This is a genomic window from Pseudomonas sp. NY8896 (genome assembly GCF_039634505.1).
This window is the reverse complement of sequence record NZ_CP132350.1, coordinates 6,326,637-6,346,814: the sequence shown is the minus strand read 5'-3', so window position 1 is coordinate 6,346,814 and position 20,178 is coordinate 6,326,637. Positions and strand designations below refer to the sequence as shown.

Here is a 20,178-nt window from a genome sequence, read left to right as displayed (position 1 = left end):
GGGCGCGCCCGCTCCCACAGGTACCGCGCTGGTCAACTGCGTTTGTAAGCCTCGACAGCCTTCAGCCGCTCACGCTTGAGCGCTTCGCCCAGCGCCTGGCCCGTCAGCCCGGCTTGCACCAGCGGCTTCACATCCACCGCTCGCGCCGCTGCTGCTGCGCCACGCAGATAATCGGCTTGTGGATAACTCGACTTGCCATCGCCCAGCGCCGCCATCTCGCACACGACAATGAAATCCTCGAACCGCTGCGGTCGCCGGTACACATCGAATTTCTGCAACAGCTCCAGCAGTGCCGTGGCTGGTAGCTCCTGCGCCTGGTTACCCTGCGCCAGGCACTCTCCGGTAAGTAAGGCCAGTTCCTGGCATTCCCGTGGTGCCTTGAGGCGCTGGTTGACGGTTTTGATCGGCGCCGGTGCCAGCCCTCGCAACAGGCAGGCCCAGCGCACGTGCAGCGGCTGTTCGTGCGCTGCGGCTTGCTCCAGCGCCGCCAGGGCCTGTGTATCGTCGACAAGCTCAGGCAGTAGCTCGTGCAGGGCGCCGCAAGCGCCCAGCACTTGGAAGAACACCTGGGGGCGAGCCTCCATCAGCGCGCGCTCGATTTCCTTCCAGCTGCGCTCGGCGGTCAGTGCCTGCAGTTCGCCTGAGGCACTGATCTGGCGCATCAGTTCCAGGGTCTCGTCGGCAACCCGGAAACCCAGAGGCGCATAACGAGCAGCAAAGCGCGCGACGCGTAGTACGCGCAGAGGATCTTCGGCGAATGCCGGGGAAACATGGCGCAAAAGGCGTTGATCGAGATCGTCCTTGCCATGGTAGGGGTCGTACACCGTGCCCGCTTCATCTTCAGCCATCGCATTGATGGTGAGGTCGCGGCGGATCAGGTCTTCTTCCAGGGTGACGTCGGGGCTGGCATGAAAGGTAAACCCACCGTAGCCGCGCCCACTCTTGCGCTCGGTGCGCGCCAGGGCGTACTCCTCGCCGGTTTTCGGGTGCAGGAACACCGGGAAATCGGCACCGACCGGCCGGTAGCCCTTGGCAAGCATTTCTTCGACGGTAGCGCCAACCACCAGCCAGTCGATATCGCTGACCGGGCGGCCGAGCAGGCGGTCGCGCACGGCGCCGCCGACTTTGTAGATGTGCATGTGCAGCTCTCCATAACTGCCGACAGGATAACCTGTCGGCAGTTATGGGGTTGCATCAGAGATGGTGGATAACGGCCAGGTCCATGCGGCCATAGTCGGCGCTTTCGCCGTGCTCGCCGCGCGGGGGCATGTGGTGGGTTTTCATCACTTGCTCGCCCTGTACGGTCTCCAGGTGAATATCGAAGCCCCACAAGCGATGCAGGTGCTTGAGCACTTCATCGGTCGAGTCGCCCAGTGGTTTGCGGTTATGTTGCTGGTGGCGCAGGGTCAGTGAGCGGTCGCCGCGACGGTCGACGCTCCAGATCTGCACGTTCGGCTCACGGTTGCCCAGGTTGTATTGTGCTGCCAGCTGCTCACGAATCACCCGGTAGCCGGCTTCGTCATGAATGGCAGGCACCAGTAGGTCGTCGCGCTGGTCGTCATCGAGGATGCTGAACAGCTTCAGGTCGCGCATTACCTTGGGTGACAGGTACTGCAGGATGAAGCTCTCGTCCTTGAAGCTGCTCATGGCGAACTTGATGGTAGAAAGCCAGTCACTGCCGGCAATGTCGGGAAACCAGTGGCGATCTTCCTCGGTCGGGTTTTCGCACATGCGGCGGATGTCGGTGTACATCGCGAACCCCAAAGCATAGGGGTTGATGCCGCTGTAGTAGGGGCTGTCGAAACCGGGCTGGAACACCACGCTGGTGTGCGACTGCAAAAACTCCATCATGAAGCCTTCGGTGATTAGCCCCTCGTCGTACAGGTCGTTCATCAGGGTGTAATGCCAGAAGGTTGCCCAGCCTTCGTTCATCACCTGGGTCTGGCGCTGCGGGTAGAAGTACTGGGCGATCTTGCGCACGATGCGCACCACTTCACGCTGCCAAGGTTCGAGCAACGGCGCGTTCTTTTCGATGAAGTACAGGATGTTTTCCTGCGGTTCGGCGGGGAAGCGCCCATCATCGCGGTCGTTGCCCTTTTCCGCGCTTTTCGGAATTGTCCGCCACAGGTCGTTGATCTGGCGCTGAAGGTGCTCTTCGCGCTCCTGTTGCCGGCGCCGCTCCTCCTCGGCGGAAATAGGGTAAGGCCGCTTGTAGCGGTCGACGCCGTAGTTCATCAGCGCGTGGCAGGAGTCAATCAGGTCTTCCACCGCATCGATGCCGTGGCGCTCTTCGCATTGGGCGATGTACTGCTTGGCGAACACCAGGTAGTCGATGATCGAACTGGCGTCAGTCCAGGTGCGGAACAGGTAATTGCCTTTGAAAAAACTGTTATGGCCATAGCAGGCGTGAGCGATCACCAGTGCTTGCATGCACATGGTGTTTTCTTCCATCAGGTAGGCGATGCACGGGTCGGAGTTGATCACGATCTCGTAGGCCAGGCCCATCTGGCCGCGACTGTAGGACTTTTCGGTACTGAGGAACTGCTTGCCGTAGGACCAGTGGTGATAGCCCAGCGGCATGCCGACCGAGGCGTAGGCGTCCATCATCTGCTCGGCAGTGATGACCTCGATCTGGTTGGGGTAGGTGTCCAGGGCGTAACGCTCGGCCAGGCGGCTGATTTCCCGGTCGTAGGTCTGGATCAGCTCGAACGTCCACTCGGACCCGGTGGAAATGGGTTGGCGTCTCTGTGCTCTGGCGGTCATGTGGCTAACCTGCGTTGGAAGAGTTCACGGAAGACCGGGTAGATGTCGCCGGCCGATACCAGCTGCTGCTGGGCGAACGTGTCGGGGTAGGCTTCGCCGATGCGCTCGTATTCATACCACAGCGCCTGGTGTTCACGGGGGGTGATCTCAACGTAAGTGTAGTACTGCACATGCGGCATGATCTGCTTGGAGAGGATGTCGCGGCAGATCGGCGAGTCGTCGTTCCAGTTGTCGCCGTCGGAGGCTTGTGCGGCGTAGATGTTCCAGTCGCTGGCCGGGTAGCGTTCGGCCATGATCTCCTGCATCAACTTCAGGGCGCTGGAGACGATGGTGCCGCCGGTTTCCCGCGAGTAGAAGAACTCTTCCTCATCGACTTCACGGGCACTGGTGTGATGGCGAATGAACACCACTTCGATGCGGTCGTAGTTACGCTTGAGGAACAGGTACAGCAGGATGAAGAAGCGCTTGGCGATGTCCTTGGTGGCCTGGGTCATCGAGCCGGATACGTCCATCAGGCAGAACATCACCGCCTTCGAGCTGGGGTTGGGTTGTTTGACCAGCAGGTTGTACTTGAGGTCGAAGGTATCGAGGAAGGGCAGGCGGTTGATGCGCGCCTTCAAGCGTTCGATTTCCTGTTCGACTTCCTGGATATCGGTGAAGTTGTCTGGCTCTTCGACCCGCAGGCGGTCCAGTTCCTTTTGCGCTTCACGCAACAGGGCGCGGCTGCTGCCGGTCAGGGCGATGCGCCGGGCGTGGGCCGAACGCAGGGTGCGCACGATGTTGATACGCGACGGGTTGCCTTCGTTGGCGATACCGGCGCGCACGGTCTTGAAGGTGTCGGCGCCCGTCAGGTGACGCTTGACCAGGTTGGGCAGCTCGAGGTCCTCGAACATGAATTCGAGAAACTCTTCCTGAGTGATCTGGAAGACGAATTCGTCCATGCCCTCGCCGGAGTTGCCCGCTTTACCGCGACCGCCGCCGCCACCTCCACCGCCTTGCGGGCGCGGGATGTGTTCACCGGCGGTGAATTCCTTGTTGCCAGGGTGCACGATGGTCTGTTTGCCCCCGCGACCATGGTGCAGCACCGGCTCGTCGATGTCGCGGCCGGGAATGCTGATTTGCTCGCCGTGTTCCATGTCCATGATGGAACGGCGGCTCACCGCCTCTTCGACGGCTTTCTTGATGTGTTCGCGGTACCGCCGCAGGAAGCGTTGGCGGTTGACCGTGCTCTTGTTCTTGCCGTTCAGGCGTCGGTCTATAACGTAGCTCATGGTCCCTCCGGTAGCTGGGAGCAGCTGCAAGCCACAAGCTTCTGGCTGCAGGAAAGAGCAGCCACCGCTGCTGCAAGCTACAGCGCCGGGCTTGCGCTCGGCGCTAGGCAGCTTGAAGCTTGCGGCTTGTAGCTTGCCGCTTTATTGCGATTTCCTGACCCGCAGGTACCATTCCGACAGCAGACGTACCTGTTTGTCGGTGTAACCACGCTCCACCATCCGGGTGACGAAGTCGTTGTGTTTCTTCTGATCCTCTTTGCTGGCCTTGGCGTTGAAGCTGATGACAGGCAGCAGGTCTTCAGTGTTGGAGAACATTTTCTTCTCGATCACCACCCGCAGCTTTTCATAGCTCAGCCAGCTTGGATTCTTGCCGTTGTTGTTGGCGCGTGCGCGCAGTACGAAGTTGACGATCTCGTTGCGGAAGTCTTTCGGGTTGCTGATGCCGGCCGGTTTCTCGATCTTCTCCAGCTCCTCGTTGAGGGCGATACGGTTGAGGATCTCGCCGGTTTCCGGGTCGCGGTATTCCTGGTCCTGGATCCAGAAGTCGGCATACAGCACGTAGCGGTCGAAGATGTTCTGGCCGTATTCGCTGTAGGACTCCAGGTAGGCTGTCTGGATTTCCTTGCCGATAAACTCGATGTAGCGCGGCGCCAAGTATTCTTTCAGGTAGCGCAGGTAGCGTTCGCGGACCTCGGCCGGGAACTGTTCCTGCTCGATCTGCTGCTCCAGCACGTACAGCAGGTGCACTGGGTTGGCGGCAATTTCGTGTGGGTCGAAGTTGAACACCTTGGAGAGGATCTTGAAGGCGAAGCGAGTGGAAAGGCCGTTCATGCCCTCGTCAACGCCTGCCGAGTCGCGGTATTCCTGGATCGACTTGGCCTTCGGATCGGTATCCTTGAGGTTTTCTCCGTCGTAGACACGCATCTTCGAGTAGATGTTGGAGTTCTCTGGCTCTTTCAGGCGTGAAAGCACCGTGAACTGGGCCAGCATCTTGAGCGTATCCGGTGCGCAATGAGCCTTGGACAGCGAGCTGTTGACCAGCAGTTTGTCGTAGATCTTGATTTCATCGCTGACGCGCAGGCAGTACGGCACCTTGACGATGTAGATACGGTCGATGAACGCTTCGTTGTTCTTGTTGTTGCGGAAGGTATGCCACTCCGATTCGTTGGAGTGCGCCAACAGGATGCCGGTATAGGGAATCGCCCCCAGGCCCTCGGTGCTGTTGTAGTTGCCTTCCTGGGTAGCGGTGAGCAAGGGGTGCAGCACCTTGATCGGCGCCTTGAACATTTCGACGAATTCCATCAGGCCCTGGTTGGCCCGGCACAGTGCGCCCGAGTAGCTGTAAGCATCGGCGTCGTTCTGTGGGTATTCTTCAAGCTTGCGGATATCCACCTTACCGACCAGGGCAGAGATGTCCTGGTTGTTCTCGTCGCCGGGTTCGGTCTTGGCAATGGCGATCTGGTTGAGAATCGACGGGTAGAGTTTCACCACCTTGAACTTGGAGATATCGCCGCCGAACTCCTGCAGGCGCTTGGTGGCCCAAGGCGACATGATGGTATTCAGGTAGCGCCGTGGGATACCGAACTCTTCCTCGAGAATGGCCCCATCTTCGGTAGCGTTGAACAGTCCCAGCGGTGACTCGAATACCGGCGAGCCCTTGATCGCATAGAACGGCACCTTTTCCATCAGCTGCTTGAGCTTTTCCGCCAGCGACGACTTGCCGCCGCCTACCGGGCCCAGCAGATAGAGGATTTGTTTCTTCTCTTCCAGGCCTTGGGCGGCGTGGCGGAAGTACGACACGATCTGGTCGATGCACTCTTCCATGCCATGGAAGTCGGCAAAGGCCGGATAGCGGCGGATAACCTTGTTGGAGAAGATTCGCGACAGCCTGGAGTTGGTAGAGGTGTCGATCAGCTCTGGCTCACCGATGGCCAGCAACAGCCGTTCGGCCGCCGATGCGTAGGCACTGCGATCCCCTTTGCACAGCTCGAGGTACTCCTGCAGCGAGAGTTCTTCCTGGCGCGTAGACTCGAAACGTTGTTGGAAGTGGCTAAAAATACTCATGACGTCACCTCGCTCGATACGTGGAGACGACGCCGGATCAGTCAGCTGATGCTGGCATGCAACCGGGTTCGCCGATTGCTGTATACCCCCCAGAACACCCTGTAACGCTACCGATGACCCGCACGCCGGTGTACCGGCTCTCCCCTTTTTTGGATGGCCTGAGCTTAAGCGTAGTTGGTTATCTGCAAGGTCAAGGGGCGAGGAGGGCAGAAGTTACCAACTACCGTTCGTCAGATAACCCGCCAGCCCGTACGGGGCGCGGGCTGCGGGAAAAATGAAAAAATTATTCGGCGGCGCCTTGGGCGGTCTCGGCCGGGTAGGTGGCGCGCCACAGTTCGAAGCCGCCGTCCACGCTGTAAACGTCGGAGAAGCCCTGGCCGACCAGGTAGGCGGCAGCGCTCTGGCTGGAATTGCCGTGATAGCAGACCACCAGGGTCGGGGCGTCGAGGTTGGCGCCGCGGATGAAATCGGCGACCGAATGGTTATCCAGGTGCCGGGCACCGGTGATATGGCCGGCAGCGAAGGCTTGTGCGTCGCGAATGTCGACGACAACCGCACCTTCTTGCTTGCGAAGCTCCAAGGCCTGCTCGGGAGGGATGCGCTTGAATTCGCTCATGGGTACTACTTCCTTCAGGTGTGGTCGTTGAGTGTAGTGGGTTGTGCCGGTTGGCGCAGGGTGCCGTCGTCGGCGCAATCGCAGCGGTGGTATTCGCCACTGTCGACGTTGTACAGGGTCATGGCGCCGCCCCACACGCAGCCGGTGTCCAGGGCAATGATGCCCGGTTCGTCGACGCGGCCTTCGAGGGCGGCCCAGTGGCCGAAGATGATTGTCACGTGCCGCGAGCGACGGCCCTTGTGTGCAAACCAGGGCTTGTAACCCTTGGGCGCGGTACCCAGGCCTTCCTTGCTCTTGAGGTCAAGCTTGCCCTCGGCGGTGCAGAAGCGCATGCGCGTGAGGTAGTTGGTGATGACCCGCAGGCGCTCGACACCGGTGAGGTTCTTGCTCCACTTGTTCGGCTCGTTACCGTACATGCCGTCCAGGTAGAGCTTCAGGCGGCTATCATCGCGTAGCGCTTCTTCCACCTCGGCCGCATAGCCAAGGGCCTGGCCGAGCGTCCACTGCGGTGGAATGCCGGCGTGGGCCATGGCGATGCCGCGTGCCTCGTCGTAATGCAGCAGCTTCTGCTGGCGCAGCCAGTCGAACAGCGGGTCGGCGTCCGGCGCTTCGATGATTTCGCGCAGGGTGTCGCTTTTCTTGAGGCGCTCTACGTTGTGCCAGGCGGCCAGCAGATGCAGGTCATGGTTGCCCAGCACGCAGACCAGTGACTGGCGGATCGAGTAGAGGAAGCGCAGGGTTTCCAGTGACTCGGGGCCGCGGTTGACCAGGTCGCCGACCAGCCACAGGCGGTCGACGGCGGGGTTGAAGCTGACGCGCTCGAGCAGGCACTTGAGTGGCTGCAGGCAGCCCTGCAGGTCGCCGACGGCGTAAGTGGCCATCAGTGCAGCGCCCCCGGTACCGCCAGGCGGAACGGGGCGATCTCGGCGTCGAAGCGTTTACCGTCTTCGGCAAACATCTGGTAGCTGCCCTGCATGGTGCCCACGCGGGTACTGATGACGGCGCCGCTGCTGTAGGTGTGGCTCTGGCCCGGGTCGATGTTGGGCTGTTGGCCGACCACGCCGGCACCGCGCACTTCCTCGACTTCGCCGTCACCGTTGGTGATCAGCCAGTGGCGTGACAGCAGCTTGGCTTTGAGCGAGCCGTTGTTCTGCACGGTAATGGTGTAGGCGAAAGCGAAACGACTGTTTTCGGGGTCGGATTGTTCTTTCAGGTAGCGGGTCACGACGCTGACGTCGATTTGATAGCGGGGGTCGGACATGCAAGGGCCTTGGGCGAACTGACGCAATAACGCAGTCTAGGCCATTGGGAGGGGCGAGGGCCAGCGGTGCAGGGGCTTGGGGTTTTCTGTTGTCGGTGCCGGTCTCTTCGCGGGTTTAACCGCGAAGAGCTCGGTACAGGTGATATCAGGCTTGCTGATCAGCCAGTTGGTCGGCCAGGCGCACGAAGGCTGCCAGGTCCAGCTGTTCAGGACGCAGGCTGCCATCCACACCAGCGGCCTCGATGGCCGCGCTGTCGAGCAGGCCCTTCATGGTGTTGCGCAGGGTTTTGCGACGCTGGTTGAACGCCTCGCGTACCACCTGCTCCAGCAGCTTCGCATCCTTGGCCGGGTGGGGCAGCACTTCGTGCGGCACCAGGCGGACGATGGCTGAATCGACTTTTGGCGGTGGGTTGAAGGCGCCAGGGCCGACATTGAACAGGTGCTCCACGCGGCAGTGGTACTGCACCATGATCGACAGGCGCCCCCAGTCACCCCCGCCAGGGCCGGCTGCCATGCGCTCGACCACTTCCTTCTGCAGCATGAAGTGCATGTCGCGGATAAGCCCGGCATGGCTGAGCAGGTGGAAGATCAGCGGGGTGGAGATGTTGTAGGGCAGGTTGCCCACTACCTTGAGGCTGCGTGGCGGCACGCCCAGCTGGTTGAAGTCGAACTTCAGGGCGTCGCCCTGGTGCAGGCGGAAGTTGCCGCGATCAGCGAACTTGTGCTGCAGGATCGGTACCAGGTCCTTGTCCAGCTCCACCACGTCCAGTTGTGCGCCGCTGCCCAGCAGGCCTTCGGTCAGGGCGCCCTGGCCCGGGCCGATTTCCAGCAGGTGTTCGCCGGCCTTGGCGTTGATGGCACGCAGGATGCGGTCGATGACGCCGGCGTCGTGCAGGAAGTTCTGGCCGAAGCGCTTGCGCGCCCGGTGTTGGTATTGCTCGTTCATGGTCGGTTCTCGGCCATCTGGTAGGCGGTTTCCAGCGCGACGCGAAGGCTGCCGGTGTCGACCTTGCCGGTGCCGGCCAGGTCCAGGGCGGTGCCGTGATCGACCGATGTACGGATGATCGGCAGGCCCAGGGTCACGTTCACTGCAGCGCCGAAGCCTTTGTACTTGAGTACGGGCAGGCCCTGGTCGTGGTACATCGCCAGCACCGCATCGCAGTGCTCCAGATATTTGGGGGTAAACAGGGTATCGGCCGGCAGCGGCCCGCGTAGGTCCATGCCTTCGGTGCGCAGGCGGGCCAGGGTCGGCTCGATGATGTCGATTTCCTCGCGGCCCAGGTGGCCGCCCTCGCCCGCATGCGGGTTGAGGCCACACACCAGAATACGCGGGTTGGCAATGCCGAACTTGTCGCGCATGTCGGCATGCAGGATACGGGTTACACGTTCGATGCGCTCGGCTGTGATGGCGTCGGCAATATCACGCAGCGGCAGGTGCGTGGTTACAAGCGCCACGCGCAGGCCACGGGTCGCCAGCATCATCACCACTTGCGCGGTATGGGTCAGTTCGGCAAGGAACTCGGTATGCCCGGAAAAGGCGATACCGCTTTCATTGATCACACCCTTGTGCACCGGGGCGGTGATCATCCCGGCGAAGTGCCCGTCCAGGCAGCCTTTGCCCGCGCGGGTCAGGGTTTCCAGCACGAACGCGGCGTTGGCTTTGTCGAGATGGCCTGATGTTACGGGCGCTGCCAGGGGGGTATCCCAAACGTACAGGCTACCGGCTGGCGCCGGCTGCTCAGGCCATTGGCCTGGGGCTACTGACAGCAGGTTGACGGCCAGCCCCAGCTGCGTGGCCCGCTCGGCGAGCAGGTCACGGCTGGTGATGGCGATCAGGGGATGAGGCTGGGCGTCTGCGGCGAGCAGCAGGCACAGGTCGGGACCTATGCCGGCCGGCTCGCCGGGCGTGACGGCGAAGCGCAGGGGCTTCACTGGGCGGCCTGGTCAGCGCCAGGCAGCTTGATTTCAACGTAGGCTTCGTCGCGAATCTGGCGCAGCCAGGTTTGCAGCTCTTCGTCGTACTTGCGGTTGCGCAGTACGCTCAGGGCCTGCTGCTCACGTGCTTGCTCAGTGCTGTCGGTGGCGCGGCGGCCCAGCACTTCCAGAACGTGCCAGCCGTACTGGGTTTTGAACGGTTTGGTCACGACGCCTTGCTGGGCGTTGGCCATCTGTTCACGGAACTCCGGTACCAGGCTGTTCGGGTCTACCCAGTTGAGGTCGCCGCCGTTGAGCGCAGAACCTGGGTCTTCCGAGAAGCTCTTGGCCAGCTCGCCGAAATCTTCGCCGTTCTTGATGCGGTCGTACAGGCGCTCGGCCAGTTGCTCGGTGGCTGCTTCGCTGCGGATCTCGCTTGGCTTGATCAGGATGTGGCGTACATGCACTTCGTCACGCAGCACGTTCTCGCTGCCACCGCGCTTCTCCTCCAGCTTGAGGATGATGAAGCCGTTGGGGATACGAATGGGCTGGGTGATCTCACCCACCGGCATGCTGCTGAGCATCTTGGCGAAGTCAGGTGGCAGCTGGCCGGCTTTACGCCAGCCCATCTCGCCGCCTTCCAGGGCGTTTTCGCTGGCCGAGTTGGCAATCGCCATCTGGCCGAAGTCGGCGCCCTGGCGCAGCTGCTGGTACACGTCACCGACCTTGCGCGCAGCCTTCTGGATATCATCCGAGTTGGCGGCTTCCGGGGTAGGGATGAGGATGTTGGCCAGGCGGTACTCTTCCGACATCTGCATCTTGCCCATGTCGGAGTTGAGGAAGTTCTTCACTTCCTGCTCCGACACCTGGATACGCTCGGCCACGCGGCGCTGGCGCACACGGCTGATGATCATCTCGCGCTTGACCTGCTCGCGAGCGTCGTCGAACGATAGGCCGTCATGGGCCAGGGCGGCGCGGAACTGGTCCAGCGACATGCCATTGCGCTGGGCGATGGTGCCGATGGCCTGGTTCAGTTCCTCGTCGGTGATGCGGATACCGGAGCGCTCGCCGATCTGCAGTTGCAGGTTCTCGACGATCAGGCGTTCCAGTACCTGCTGTTCCAGGGCGCCAGTGGGTGGCACGCCGCCGCCACGCTTGGCGATGGTTTGCTGCACCTCGTGGACGCGCTGGTCCAGCTGGCTTTGCATGACCACGTCGTTGTCGACGATGGCCACCACGCGATCAAGAGGTTGTACCGCGGCATGCACCGCGCCACTCAGCAAAGCGGCGCCCAGCAACACTGGGCGCAGACGATCAATAAGCTTGGTCTTCACGTTCACGGTAACCTTGAATGCCTTGGTCGAGGAAAGACTCGACCTTGTTGCCAACTACGCCACCGAGGCCTTTCAGGACGATCTGAAGGAAGACACCGTGGTCGCCTTTTTCGTTCGCCGGGAGGGCTTGGCTGAAGTCGTCGTAATCGATCCAGTAGCGGTTGATCAGGCGCAGCTTCCAGCAGCAGTTGTCGTACTCGAAACCGCCCATGGCTTCCAGGGTGCGGTTGCGGTTGTAGTCATGCTGCCAGCGAGCGATGACGCTCCACTGCGGAACGATCGGCCAGATGACCGAGAAGTCATGCTGCTGGATCTTGTAGTAGTCCTTGATGTAGTTCGGGTCGCCTGGGTTGCCATAGCTGCCACCCTCTTTCCACGTACCTGTGGTCGAGTCGTAAATAATGGTGTCATTACGATAGCGGTAGCCGAGGTTGACCACTTTATTCGGGTTGTCTTCAGGCTGGTAATGGAACATCGCGCTGCCTGATCGGGTGCTGCGGCTGTCCGGATCCCAGTTGAAGTCCGAGTTGAAGCGCCAGTCACGGTTAAAGTAGTAGTTATATACAAGCGCGTACGGCGAGGTATCGGACTGAGCGGACTGTCGGTCTTTATAGTAGATGCCGGGCAACTGAACCTTTCGGTCCTTGAAGTAGTAAGCTTGGCCGATGCTGAAGTTTTGCCGCTCGAACCCGTTATCCTCGATCCAGCGAGTAGTTACGCCAAGCGACAATTTGTTCTCATCGCCGATGCGGTCCGTGCCGCTGAATCGATTGTCGCGGAACAGTGAGTCGTAACTGAACAGCGTTTCGCTTGAGTCGAAGATCGGGATATCTCTCTGGTCCTTGTAAGGGACATTGAGATAGAACAGGCGCGGCTCGAGGGTCTGCTTGTAGTTCGTGCCGAACAACGACGTGTTGCGGTCGAAGTACAGGCCGCTATCCACGCTGAAGATCGGTACGTCGCGGTTCAGCGAGCTGTTATAGCTGCCATACGCCGGGTTGGCGGACTGCGCGATTGCCTGCGCCTTGCCCTGGCTGTCCAGGTCTAGGTCGTAGTGGGTGTACGCATACTTCAGCTTAGGGGTCAGGTAGCCATAGCTGGCTTCCATCGGCAGGCTGATCGACGGCGCGACGTTGAAGCGGTTGCCGTTGGCGCGGGCAATACCGCTGACGTTCTGGTCCAGACGACGGCCGGCTGCACCTGCCGAGAAGTCAGGGTTGCCATCTTTATCCCGTACGAAGTCGTCCTTCAGGTCGCGGTCGAAGCGTACCGCCTCGCTCTCGTAACCCATAACCAGGCCGCCCGGATTGTAGGGCAATACGCCATTGAGCGTGATCTGCGGCAGGCGATCATACGGTGTGATCTGCGAGATGGTCGCCATCTCGTAGGCATGCACGTTCAATCGCGCGGTGTAGTTGTCGCCACGGTAGGTCAGCGCACCCTGCTGGTTCAGCAGGTCACGGCTTTCCACGCCGATCTGGTCGGACTCCAGGTCCTGGAAGTAGAACGGGTCGCTGATGTCGGTGTAGTCCACCTCAGTCATCAGGCGCTCGTCCAGCCCACCTTTGTGCTGCCAGTTGACCATCCAGCGCTGATCTTTGTAGTCAGTCTGCTCTTTACGGTCGTCATCCTTGTCGTTCAGGTACGCACCGCCAAACTGACCTTCGCTCGAAGGCGTCAGGTAGCGGAACTCGCCTTCCATCAGCAGGCCGCGCTTGGCCATGTAACGCGGGTACAACGTGGCGTCGTAGTTCGGCGCCAGGTTGAAGTAGTACGGCGTGACCAGCATGAAGCCGGTATCGCTGCTGGTGCTGAACGATGGCGGCAGGAAGCCGGACTGGCGACGGTCGTCGATCGGGAAGTAGATGTACGGTGTGTAGAACACCGGGAAATCCTTGACCCGCAGCGTAACGTTGGTCGCGGTACCGAAGCCGGTGGCCGGGTTCAGGGTGATGTTGTTGCCCTTCAGCTGCCAGGCGTTGCTGCCCGGTTCGCAGGTGGTGTACGTACCGTCCTTGAGGCGGATGATGGCGTTCTCGCCACGCTTGGCGTACAGGGCACTGCCGCGGATGTGCGACTTGTGCATCACGTATTCGGCGTTGTCGACCTGGGCTTCGCCGGTGTCGAGCTGGATTTGCGCCTCGTCACCGACCACCAACGACCCGTTGTCACGGATCTTGACGTTGCCCTTGAGCTCGCCACGGTTTTCGGTCTGGTAGAGGTTGGCCTCGTCGGCCTCGGCCTGCATGCTGCCCTGGCGCATCACCACGTCACCGGCGAGGGTAGCGATCTGCTGCTCCTGCTGGTACTTGGATACCTTGGCGTTGATGTAGGTCGGCGACTCATCCTTCGGCGTGGTGTCGGCCATGCCCGGGCGGGTTGGCTCGACATAGGCGCCACCGCAGTACGGGCCGGTTTCGGCCAGCTGCGCGGCGGTGAGCTTTTCACGCGGCACCCAGTCCAGGTGGCTGTAGTCTTCGCTGCGCGACTTCAGGGCACGGCCCTTGGCCTCGGTAACCAGCATCGGCCGGTCCGCGGTTTCGCCTTCGCTGGCGGCTTCAGTGCCGGAGCTGACGGCCGCACCTTCGTGCACCGGGCGTGGCGGCAGGTTGTTGACTGGGGCCTTGGGCTTGCAGTCCCAGCCACCGGCGGCGGACACTTGGCAGTCGAACTGTTCGGCTGCCACTGCATATGAGGTGGCCAGAGGTTGCAGGGCCAGCAGACCGCCGGTTACCAGCAACGGAAACTTTCTACGAAACGCGGGGGATTTCAATGCCATCTTATTAGTCCGGGCTTCCTGCGTGCCATCTGCCCGCGTGTGGGGCCGCACGCCTCTCGATGGTCTGAAAAAGATGCTGGATAATAAAGCATGACCCGCTTGACGGCTAGGGCCGTCGGAGACCCTTGTAATGCCTGAACACGATGTACGCCTGCAACAACTGACGGTCTGGCTCGAAGAGCAGCTCAATGAACTTTTCCGCAACAATGCCTGGGGCGAAGTGCCTGCAGGCAGCTTGACGTCTGCCAGCAGCGACGCGAGCTTTCGCCGCTACTTCCGCTGGCAGGGGGCTGGCCACAGCTTCGTGATCATGGATGCGCCACCCCCGCAGGAAAACTGCCGACCGTTCGTCGCCATTGACCACCTGCTGGCCAGCGCCGACGTGCATGTGCCGCTGATCCACGCCCAGGACCTGGAGCGTGGCTTCCTGCTGCTTGGGGATCTCGGCACTCAGACATACCTTGACATCATCAATGCCGACAACGCCGATGGCCTGTTCGCCGATGCCATCGATGCGCTTTTGAAATTCCAGCGTTTGCCGATGGACGCCCCGCTGCCCAGCTACGACGATGCCCTGCTGCGCCGCGAAGTGGAGCTGTTCCCCGAATGGTACGTGGGGCGTGAGCTTGGCCTGGCCTTGAGCGAAGCGCAGAAAGCCACCTGGCAGCGCGTCAGCCAGCTGCTGATCGACAGTGCCCTGGCCCAGCCCAAGGTGCTGGTGCACCGTGACTACATGCCGCGCAACCTGATGCAGAGCACCCCAAACCCCGGTGTGCTGGATTTCCAGGATGCGGTGTATGGCCCGGTCACCTACGACATCACCTGCCTGTTCAAGGACGCCTTTGTCAGTTGGCCGCAGGCGCGGGTCGAGACCTGGCTGCGTGACTACTGGCAGCAGGCGCAGGTTGCCGGCATCCCGGTGCACGCTGAGTTCGAAGCTTTCCAGCGCGCCAGTGACCTGATGGGCGTGCAGCGCCACCTGAAGGTGATCGGCATCTTCGCCCGTATCTGCCACCGCGACGGCAAACCGCGTTACCTGGGCGACGTGCCGCGTTTCTTCGCCTATATAAATGAAGTGATCGGTCGCCGGCCCGAATTGGCGGAGCTGGGTGAGCTGATTGCGCAGTTGCAGGCCGGAGCGCGTGCATGAAGGCAATGATCCTGGCAGCGGGCAAGGGCGAGCGCATGCGCCCGCTGACCCTGCACACCCCCAAACCGTTGGTCCCGGTCGCCGGCCAGCCGCTGATCGAATACCACCTGCGCGCCCTGGCGGCAGCGGGCGTCACTGACGTGGTGATAAACCACGCCTGGCTCGGCCAGCAGATCGAAGACCATCTGGGTGACGGCAGCCGCTTCGGCCTGAGCATCCGCTATTCACCTGAAGGTGAGCCGCTGGAAACCGGCGGCGGTATCTTCAAGGCCCTGCCTTTGCTGGGTGATGCGCCTTTCCTGTTGGTGAACGGCGATGTCTGGACCGATTACGATTTCGCGCGTCTGCAGGCTCCCCTGCAAGGCCTGGCTCACCTGGTGCTGGTTGACAACCCTGGCCATCACGGGCGCGGTGACTTCCGTCTGGTGGGTGAGCGGGTGGTCGATGGTGACGACGCGCCGGGCACCTTGACGTTCAGTGGCATTTCGCTGCTGCACCCGGCGTTGTTCGATGGTTGCCAGGCGGGCGCCTTCAAGCTGGCACCGTTGCTGCGCCAGGCCATGACGGCCGGCAAGGTCTCTGGCGAACACTACCGTGGGCACTGGGTGGATGTCGGTACGCTCGAACGCCTGGCCGAGGTTGAGCGTTTGATTGGCGAGCGCGCCTGACATGTGGTGGCCAGGCACGGTGATTGGTGTGGGTGCCGGCTTTGCTGTCGCGAGCATACCGGGTGCCTTGCTCGGTGCGCTGCTTGGGCAGGCCATGGACCGCCGGCTGCGCTTGCAAGGCTGGGACGATATGCGCGAACGCCTGGGCGGGCGCTCGGCCTTGCGCGACGACGAGTTGCTGTTCGTGATGCTCGGGCGCCTGGCCAAGTGCGATGGTCGGGTGGGTGAGCTGCATATCCAGCAGGCGCGTCAGGAAATGGTGCGCCTGGACCTGGCCGAGGCAGCCCGGCTGCGCGCTATCAATGCGTTCAACCGCGGCAAGGCAGGCAAGGACCGGCTGGGCGGGCACCTGCGGCGTATCCGCCAGCAGCCGCATGCCGCGGAAGGCACCTTGCGTGCCTGTTGGCGCATGGTTTGGGCCGACGGCAAGATGGGCAACAAGGAGCGTGAGTTGTTGCTGGACTGGGGGCAGAAGCTGGGCATGAGCAGGCGCCAGGTGCAGGCCATGTCGCTGGAGTACGAGCCGCGCAAGGCGACGGCAGCCGAAGGCGTCCCCATGACCTATGCGGCAGCGTTGCGCTTGCTGGCGGTGGAGGCGGATACCGATAGTGACAAGGTCAAGCAGGCGTATCGTCGGCTTGTCAGTCGGCATCACCCGGACAAACTGGCGGGTACCGGTGCCAGCGACGCGCAGGTGCGTGAAGCGACCGAGCGTACCCGTGAGTTGCATCAGGCGTATGCCATGATCCGCAAGCGGCGGGGGCTGTAAAAACGGGGCCGCTTTGCCGCCCATCGCGACACAAGGCCGCTCCCACACTTGTGCGGCCTCGCGCCGCGAAAGGGGGGCGAAGCACCCCCGTCGATTTCAGCTCAACCCTGCGGGCTCATCCATCCTCGCACGCGGCGGAACAACTGCTCTTGCTCCGCAGCCTTGTTGCCCGGCATGGCAATCAGCGACAACTGCCGGTACTGGCTGTCTTTCTGCCGTTTGCTGGCCTGCAGGCGCTGCTCGGCTGCATTGCGGTCCTGGCTGCGGGTAACGTAGTAGATATCGGCAGTCGGCACCTTCAAGGTTGGCGCCAGGCTCTCCAGGTCATGCTCCACGCGAGCCGGTGTCTGTGCGGCGACCATCACCAGTTTCTGTACCTGCGGCGGTTGCTTCTCGCTCAGGTAGCGGGCCGCCCAGTACGCGCCGCTGCCATGGCCGATCAGCACGATGCTGCGTGCGTTGTGCTGCTGGGCAAACGCCACTGCGGCGTCCAGGCGGGCGAAAATGCGCTCGGCGTCGGCTGGGTCGGCCTGTTCGCTGGCCTGTTCGGCGTCAGTGTTTTGCGCCGCGTCGGCATCGGCCGCGGTGGCTTGGGCGATATTGGCATTGGCGTCGGCGGGTACATCCTTGGCCGGCGCACTTTCGCCCTTGGCTTTTTCTGGCTCGGCAGCGGGTTTGGCTTCGACCCTCGCCTGGGGGCTGTCGGCGAGCAGATCTGGCAGGCTGACGCTCAGGCTGTGCCAGCCGACATCAGGGAATTTTTGCCGCAGCGGGCCAACTGCATTGGGCCAGTCGGCCGTTTCGCCAGCACCGGGAACAATGATCACCGCCCCTTGCGGGTCGCTGTCGTTGGCCGGCTTCCACAGGGCCAGGAAGCTGTCGGCGCCCGCCTGCAGGGTCTGCTGTTCGGCCTTGGGCACCAGCCTTTCGAGCGCCTGGGCATCCTCCTGGCTGCGCTCCAGCAAGGGCGGGCGTGGGGGCTCGACAGCAGGCGTCGCGGTAGTCGCGGGTGGTTTTTCGGCGTCGGCGGCCAAGGCACCGAGTGGAAGGAGCGAAGCCAGGCAGCACACTGCCAGCCCCGTGCGATAAAGTGTGGACATGCGTCAACCCAAGGCCAGAATGATACCGGCAGCCTAATAGTATTTGCCCGTGACGGCCATGCTGCATGGCCGCCTTTGCCAAGACGAGCGTGTAGATGAAGCGAGTGCGTCGCCTGTTGGTTATCGGCTGTTTGTGGCTGCCCTTGATTGCATTGGCCAGGCCCGAGGCGCCGCCCGCCGTGGTATTGGAGCCCGCTCAGCAGCAGTGGCTGGATACCCATCGCAGCCTGCGGGTGGGCCTGGTGCTGCAGGTGCCGTACGCCCAGTTCGACCGGCGCTTGCAGCAACTGTACGGGGCCAACGTAGAGCTGGTGAGCAGCCTGGCGCAGGTGCTGCGGCTGGACCTCACCTGGCGCAACTTCAGCGACCAGGCCAGCCTGGAGCATGCCCTGCAGAGCGGCGAAATCGACTTCGCCCCTGGGCTTACGCAGACGCCGGCCAGCCTGCGCCTGTGGTTGTTCAGCGACCCATACATGCGTGTGCCGCAACTGGTGGTGGGGCCGCGCACCGGGGCCATGGCCGTGGAGCTGGAAAAACTCGAAGCCGAACAGCGGGTGGCCGTGCGCATGCCCAGCCAGCTGGCGGACTACCTGCGCGCCAACTACAGCAACCTCAACCTGCAGGGGGTGCCCAACGAGCGTGAGGCCCTGCAACTGGTGGTAGGCGGCCAGGCCGCCTTTGCGGTGCTGGATGAAGCGCAGCTCAGCCGTCTGTCACGCGAAAGCGAGTTCAGTGAGCTGGCAGTGGTCGGCGATATCGGCCTGCCGCAATTGCTGCGCATTGGTTCCCGGCGCGACTGGCCACTGTTGGCCGATGTATTGGAGCGTGGCTTGCAAGCGCTGCCAGCCAAGGAGCTGGAACAACTGCATCAGCGTTGGTTACAGCCCAAATACCCACGGCTGAGTGAATCGCCGGGCTTCTGGCAGAACCTGGCCTTGTTGTTCGGCATGCTGCTGCTGTGCGCGTTGGCCACATTGCTATGGCAACGCCGGCAGCAGCGCCAGCTGGAGCGCAGCCTGTTGGCCACGCGAGAAAGCCTTGTGGAACGGCAGGTGCGCGAAGAGGCGTTGCGCTTGAGCCAGTTCGCCATCGACCAGAGTACGGTGGGTATCCTTTGGGTCAATTGGGACAGCCACGTGCGCTACGCCAACCACGCTGCCGAGCGCATGCTGGGTTATGCCGAGGGCGAGCTGCTGGAGCGGCCGCTGAGTACCTTCGAACCAAGCCTGAACATGGACCGCTGGCTGGAGCTGTGGAAGGGCGCGCGTACGGGGGCAGGGGGTACCGGCCAGTTCGAGGCGCAGTGCCGGCGGGCCGATCACAGCGTGCTGCCGGTGGAGCTGTCGCTGAGTTTTCTGCGCTTTCGTGATTCCGAATATCTGGTGGTCTATCTCGCCGACGTCACCGAGCGCCACCGCGCCCTGGCGGCCTTGCGCGAGAGCGAGGCACGGCTCAAGGGCATTGCCGGTAACGTGCCGGGGCTGGTGTTTCGTCTGGAGCGCGACCCAGCCGAGGGCGACCTGGAGTTCCCCTATATCAGTGAGGGCAGCGAGGCCCTGGTGGGCTATGCGCCCAGCGAGATTCAGCACCCGCAGATGGGCCTGCGCAACCTGGTGCACCCCGAGGACCGCGCCGATTACCATCGGGTACAGGACCTGGCCCTGGCCAGCGACCAGGACTGGTCCTGGCAGGGGCGCATCCTCACTCGCCAGGGTGAACAGCGCTGGGCCGACATCAAGGCCAGTACTCGGCGCCTGGGCAACGGCCAGGTGGTGTGGGACGGTGTGGTGTGGGACATCACCCAAGGCAAGCGGGCAGAGTTGGCCCTGGCGAAATCTCAGGAGCAGCTGCGCGAACTGTCGGCCCACCTGGAGAGCGTGCGTGAAGAAGAAAAGGCCCGTATCGCCCGGGAAGTGCACGACGAACTGGGGCAGATGCTGACCGTGCTCAAGCTGGAAGTGTCGATGTGCGAGCTGGCATTCGCCGAGCTGGACCCAGGCCTTAACGAACGCCTGAGCAGCATGAAGCGCCTGATCGCGCAGCTGTTCCAGCTGGTGCGCGATGTGGCCACCGCTTTGCGCCCGCCGATTCTCGATGCCGGTATTGCCTCGGCCATCGAATGGCAGGCGCGGCGCTTCGAGGCGCGCACGCAAATCCCCTGTCTGGTGCAAGTACCGGATAATCTGCCAGCATTGAGCGATGCCAAGGCCACTGGATTGTTTCGTATCCTGCAGGAGGCGCTGACCAACGTGATGCGTCACGCCCAGGCGCACAGCGTGGAGATCGAGCTGGTACGCCAGGACGGTCAGTTGCGCATGACGGTCAGTGACGACGGCCAGGGCTTTTGCCGCGACCAGCCCCGGCCCACCTCGTTTGGCCTGGTGGGTGTGCGCGAGCGCGTGCTGATGTTGGGTGGCAGCATGGCGCTGGACAGTCAACCGGGCGAGGGCACCAGCCTGAGCGTGGCCATTCCGTTGGAGTAGGAGAGC

At 62.3% G+C, this 20,178-nt stretch carries 16 protein-coding genes; 4 read left to right on the top strand and 12 right to left on the bottom strand.

Features of this window, described 5'->3' with window-relative positions; all coding sequences use genetic code 11:
* Nucleotides 1-32 precede the first annotated feature (32 nt).
* The 11 genes from Q9451_RS28770 to Q9451_RS28720 form a co-directional block, all read right to left on the bottom strand.
* Nucleotides 33-1,139 carry a multifunctional CCA addition/repair protein gene (locus Q9451_RS28770; protein ID WP_012270192.1) on the bottom strand — a complete coding sequence of 369 codons (1,107 nt, stop codon included), beginning with the start codon at nucleotides 1,137-1,139 and terminating at the stop codon, nucleotides 33-35.
* A 55-nt stretch (nucleotides 1,140-1,194) separates the two neighbouring features.
* A complete protein-coding gene (locus Q9451_RS28765; RefSeq protein WP_012270193.1) occupies nucleotides 1,195-2,763 on the bottom strand; it encodes a SpoVR family protein in 1,569 nt (522 codons plus the stop codon).
* Nucleotides 2,760-4,034, bottom strand: coding sequence for a YeaH/YhbH family protein (locus tag Q9451_RS28760; protein WP_012270194.1), 1,275 nt, complete (start codon nucleotides 4,032-4,034; stop codon nucleotides 2,760-2,762). Before Q9451_RS28760 ends, Q9451_RS28765 begins: the two co-directional genes overlap by 4 nt.
* 141 nt (nucleotides 4,035-4,175) lie before the next feature.
* Entirely contained in the window at nucleotides 4,176-6,098 is a 1,923-nt protein-coding gene (locus Q9451_RS28755; protein WP_012270195.1) for a PrkA family serine protein kinase, read from the bottom strand.
* A gap of 283 nt (nucleotides 6,099-6,381) precedes the next feature.
* Complete coding sequence (gene glpE / locus Q9451_RS28750) at nucleotides 6,382-6,714, bottom strand: thiosulfate sulfurtransferase GlpE (RefSeq protein WP_012270196.1); 333 nt, start codon at nucleotides 6,712-6,714, stop codon at nucleotides 6,382-6,384.
* A 14-nt stretch (nucleotides 6,715-6,728) separates the two neighbouring features.
* Nucleotides 6,729-7,595: a symmetrical bis(5'-nucleosyl)-tetraphosphatase gene (locus Q9451_RS28745; protein WP_012270197.1), complete on the bottom strand. Its 867-nt coding sequence runs from the start codon at nucleotides 7,593-7,595 to the stop codon at nucleotides 6,729-6,731.
* Nucleotides 7,595-7,975, bottom strand: a complete 381-nt coding sequence (apaG, locus tag Q9451_RS28740) for a Co2+/Mg2+ efflux protein ApaG (RefSeq protein WP_012270198.1) — start codon at nucleotides 7,973-7,975, stop codon at nucleotides 7,595-7,597. The genes Q9451_RS28745 and apaG overlap by 1 nt, the downstream gene beginning before the upstream one ends.
* Nucleotides 7,976-8,120: 145 nt before the next feature.
* Nucleotides 8,121-8,921, bottom strand: coding sequence for a 16S rRNA (adenine(1518)-N(6)/adenine(1519)-N(6))-dimethyltransferase RsmA (rsmA, locus tag Q9451_RS28735; RefSeq protein ID WP_012270199.1), 801 nt, complete (start codon nucleotides 8,919-8,921; stop codon nucleotides 8,121-8,123).
* On the bottom strand, nucleotides 8,918-9,907 hold the full coding sequence (gene pdxA / locus Q9451_RS28730; RefSeq protein ID WP_012270200.1) for a 4-hydroxythreonine-4-phosphate dehydrogenase PdxA: 990 nt from the start codon (nucleotides 9,905-9,907) through the stop codon (nucleotides 8,918-8,920). Before pdxA ends, rsmA begins: the two co-directional genes overlap by 4 nt.
* A complete protein-coding gene (surA, locus tag Q9451_RS28725) occupies nucleotides 9,904-11,229 on the bottom strand; it encodes a peptidylprolyl isomerase SurA (RefSeq protein ID WP_012270201.1) in 1,326 nt (441 codons plus the stop codon). The genes pdxA and surA overlap by 4 nt, the downstream gene beginning before the upstream one ends.
* Nucleotides 11,204-14,002 carry an LPS-assembly protein LptD gene (locus tag Q9451_RS28720; protein WP_012270202.1) on the bottom strand — a complete coding sequence of 933 codons (2,799 nt, stop codon included), beginning with the start codon at nucleotides 14,000-14,002 and terminating at the stop codon, nucleotides 11,204-11,206. Before Q9451_RS28720 ends, surA begins: the two co-directional genes overlap by 26 nt.
* Nucleotides 14,003-14,132: 130 nt before the next feature.
* Between Q9451_RS28720 and Q9451_RS28715 the strand changes: the two genes are divergently transcribed.
* Genes Q9451_RS28715 through Q9451_RS28705 form a run of 3 tightly spaced genes read left to right on the top strand, consistent with a single transcriptional unit; the run spans nucleotide 14,133 to nucleotide 16,589 of the window.
* Nucleotides 14,133-15,152 (top strand): phosphotransferase, encoded by a 1,020-nt coding sequence (locus Q9451_RS28715; RefSeq protein WP_012270203.1) that lies wholly within the window; start codon nucleotides 14,133-14,135, stop codon nucleotides 15,150-15,152.
* A complete protein-coding gene (gene murU / locus Q9451_RS28710) occupies nucleotides 15,149-15,820 on the top strand; it encodes an N-acetylmuramate alpha-1-phosphate uridylyltransferase MurU (protein WP_012270204.1) in 672 nt (223 codons plus the stop codon). Before Q9451_RS28715 ends, murU begins: the two co-directional genes overlap by 4 nt.
* A 1-nt stretch (nucleotide 15,821) precedes the next feature.
* Nucleotides 15,822-16,589, top strand: a complete 768-nt coding sequence (locus tag Q9451_RS28705; protein ID WP_012270205.1) for a TerB family tellurite resistance protein — start codon at nucleotides 15,822-15,824, stop codon at nucleotides 16,587-16,589.
* Nucleotides 16,590-16,690: 101 nt separating this feature from the next.
* Here Q9451_RS28705 and Q9451_RS28700 read toward each other — a convergent pair whose 3' ends face one another.
* A complete protein-coding gene (locus tag Q9451_RS28700) occupies nucleotides 16,691-17,689 on the bottom strand; it encodes an alpha/beta hydrolase family protein (RefSeq protein WP_012270206.1) in 999 nt (332 codons plus the stop codon).
* Nucleotides 17,690-17,784: 95 nt separating this feature from the next.
* Here Q9451_RS28700 and Q9451_RS28695 point away from each other — a divergent pair, with 95 nt between their 5' ends.
* A complete protein-coding gene (locus tag Q9451_RS28695; protein ID WP_012270207.1) occupies nucleotides 17,785-20,172 on the top strand; it encodes a sensor histidine kinase in 2,388 nt (795 codons plus the stop codon).
* Nucleotides 20,173-20,178 lie beyond the last annotated feature (6 nt).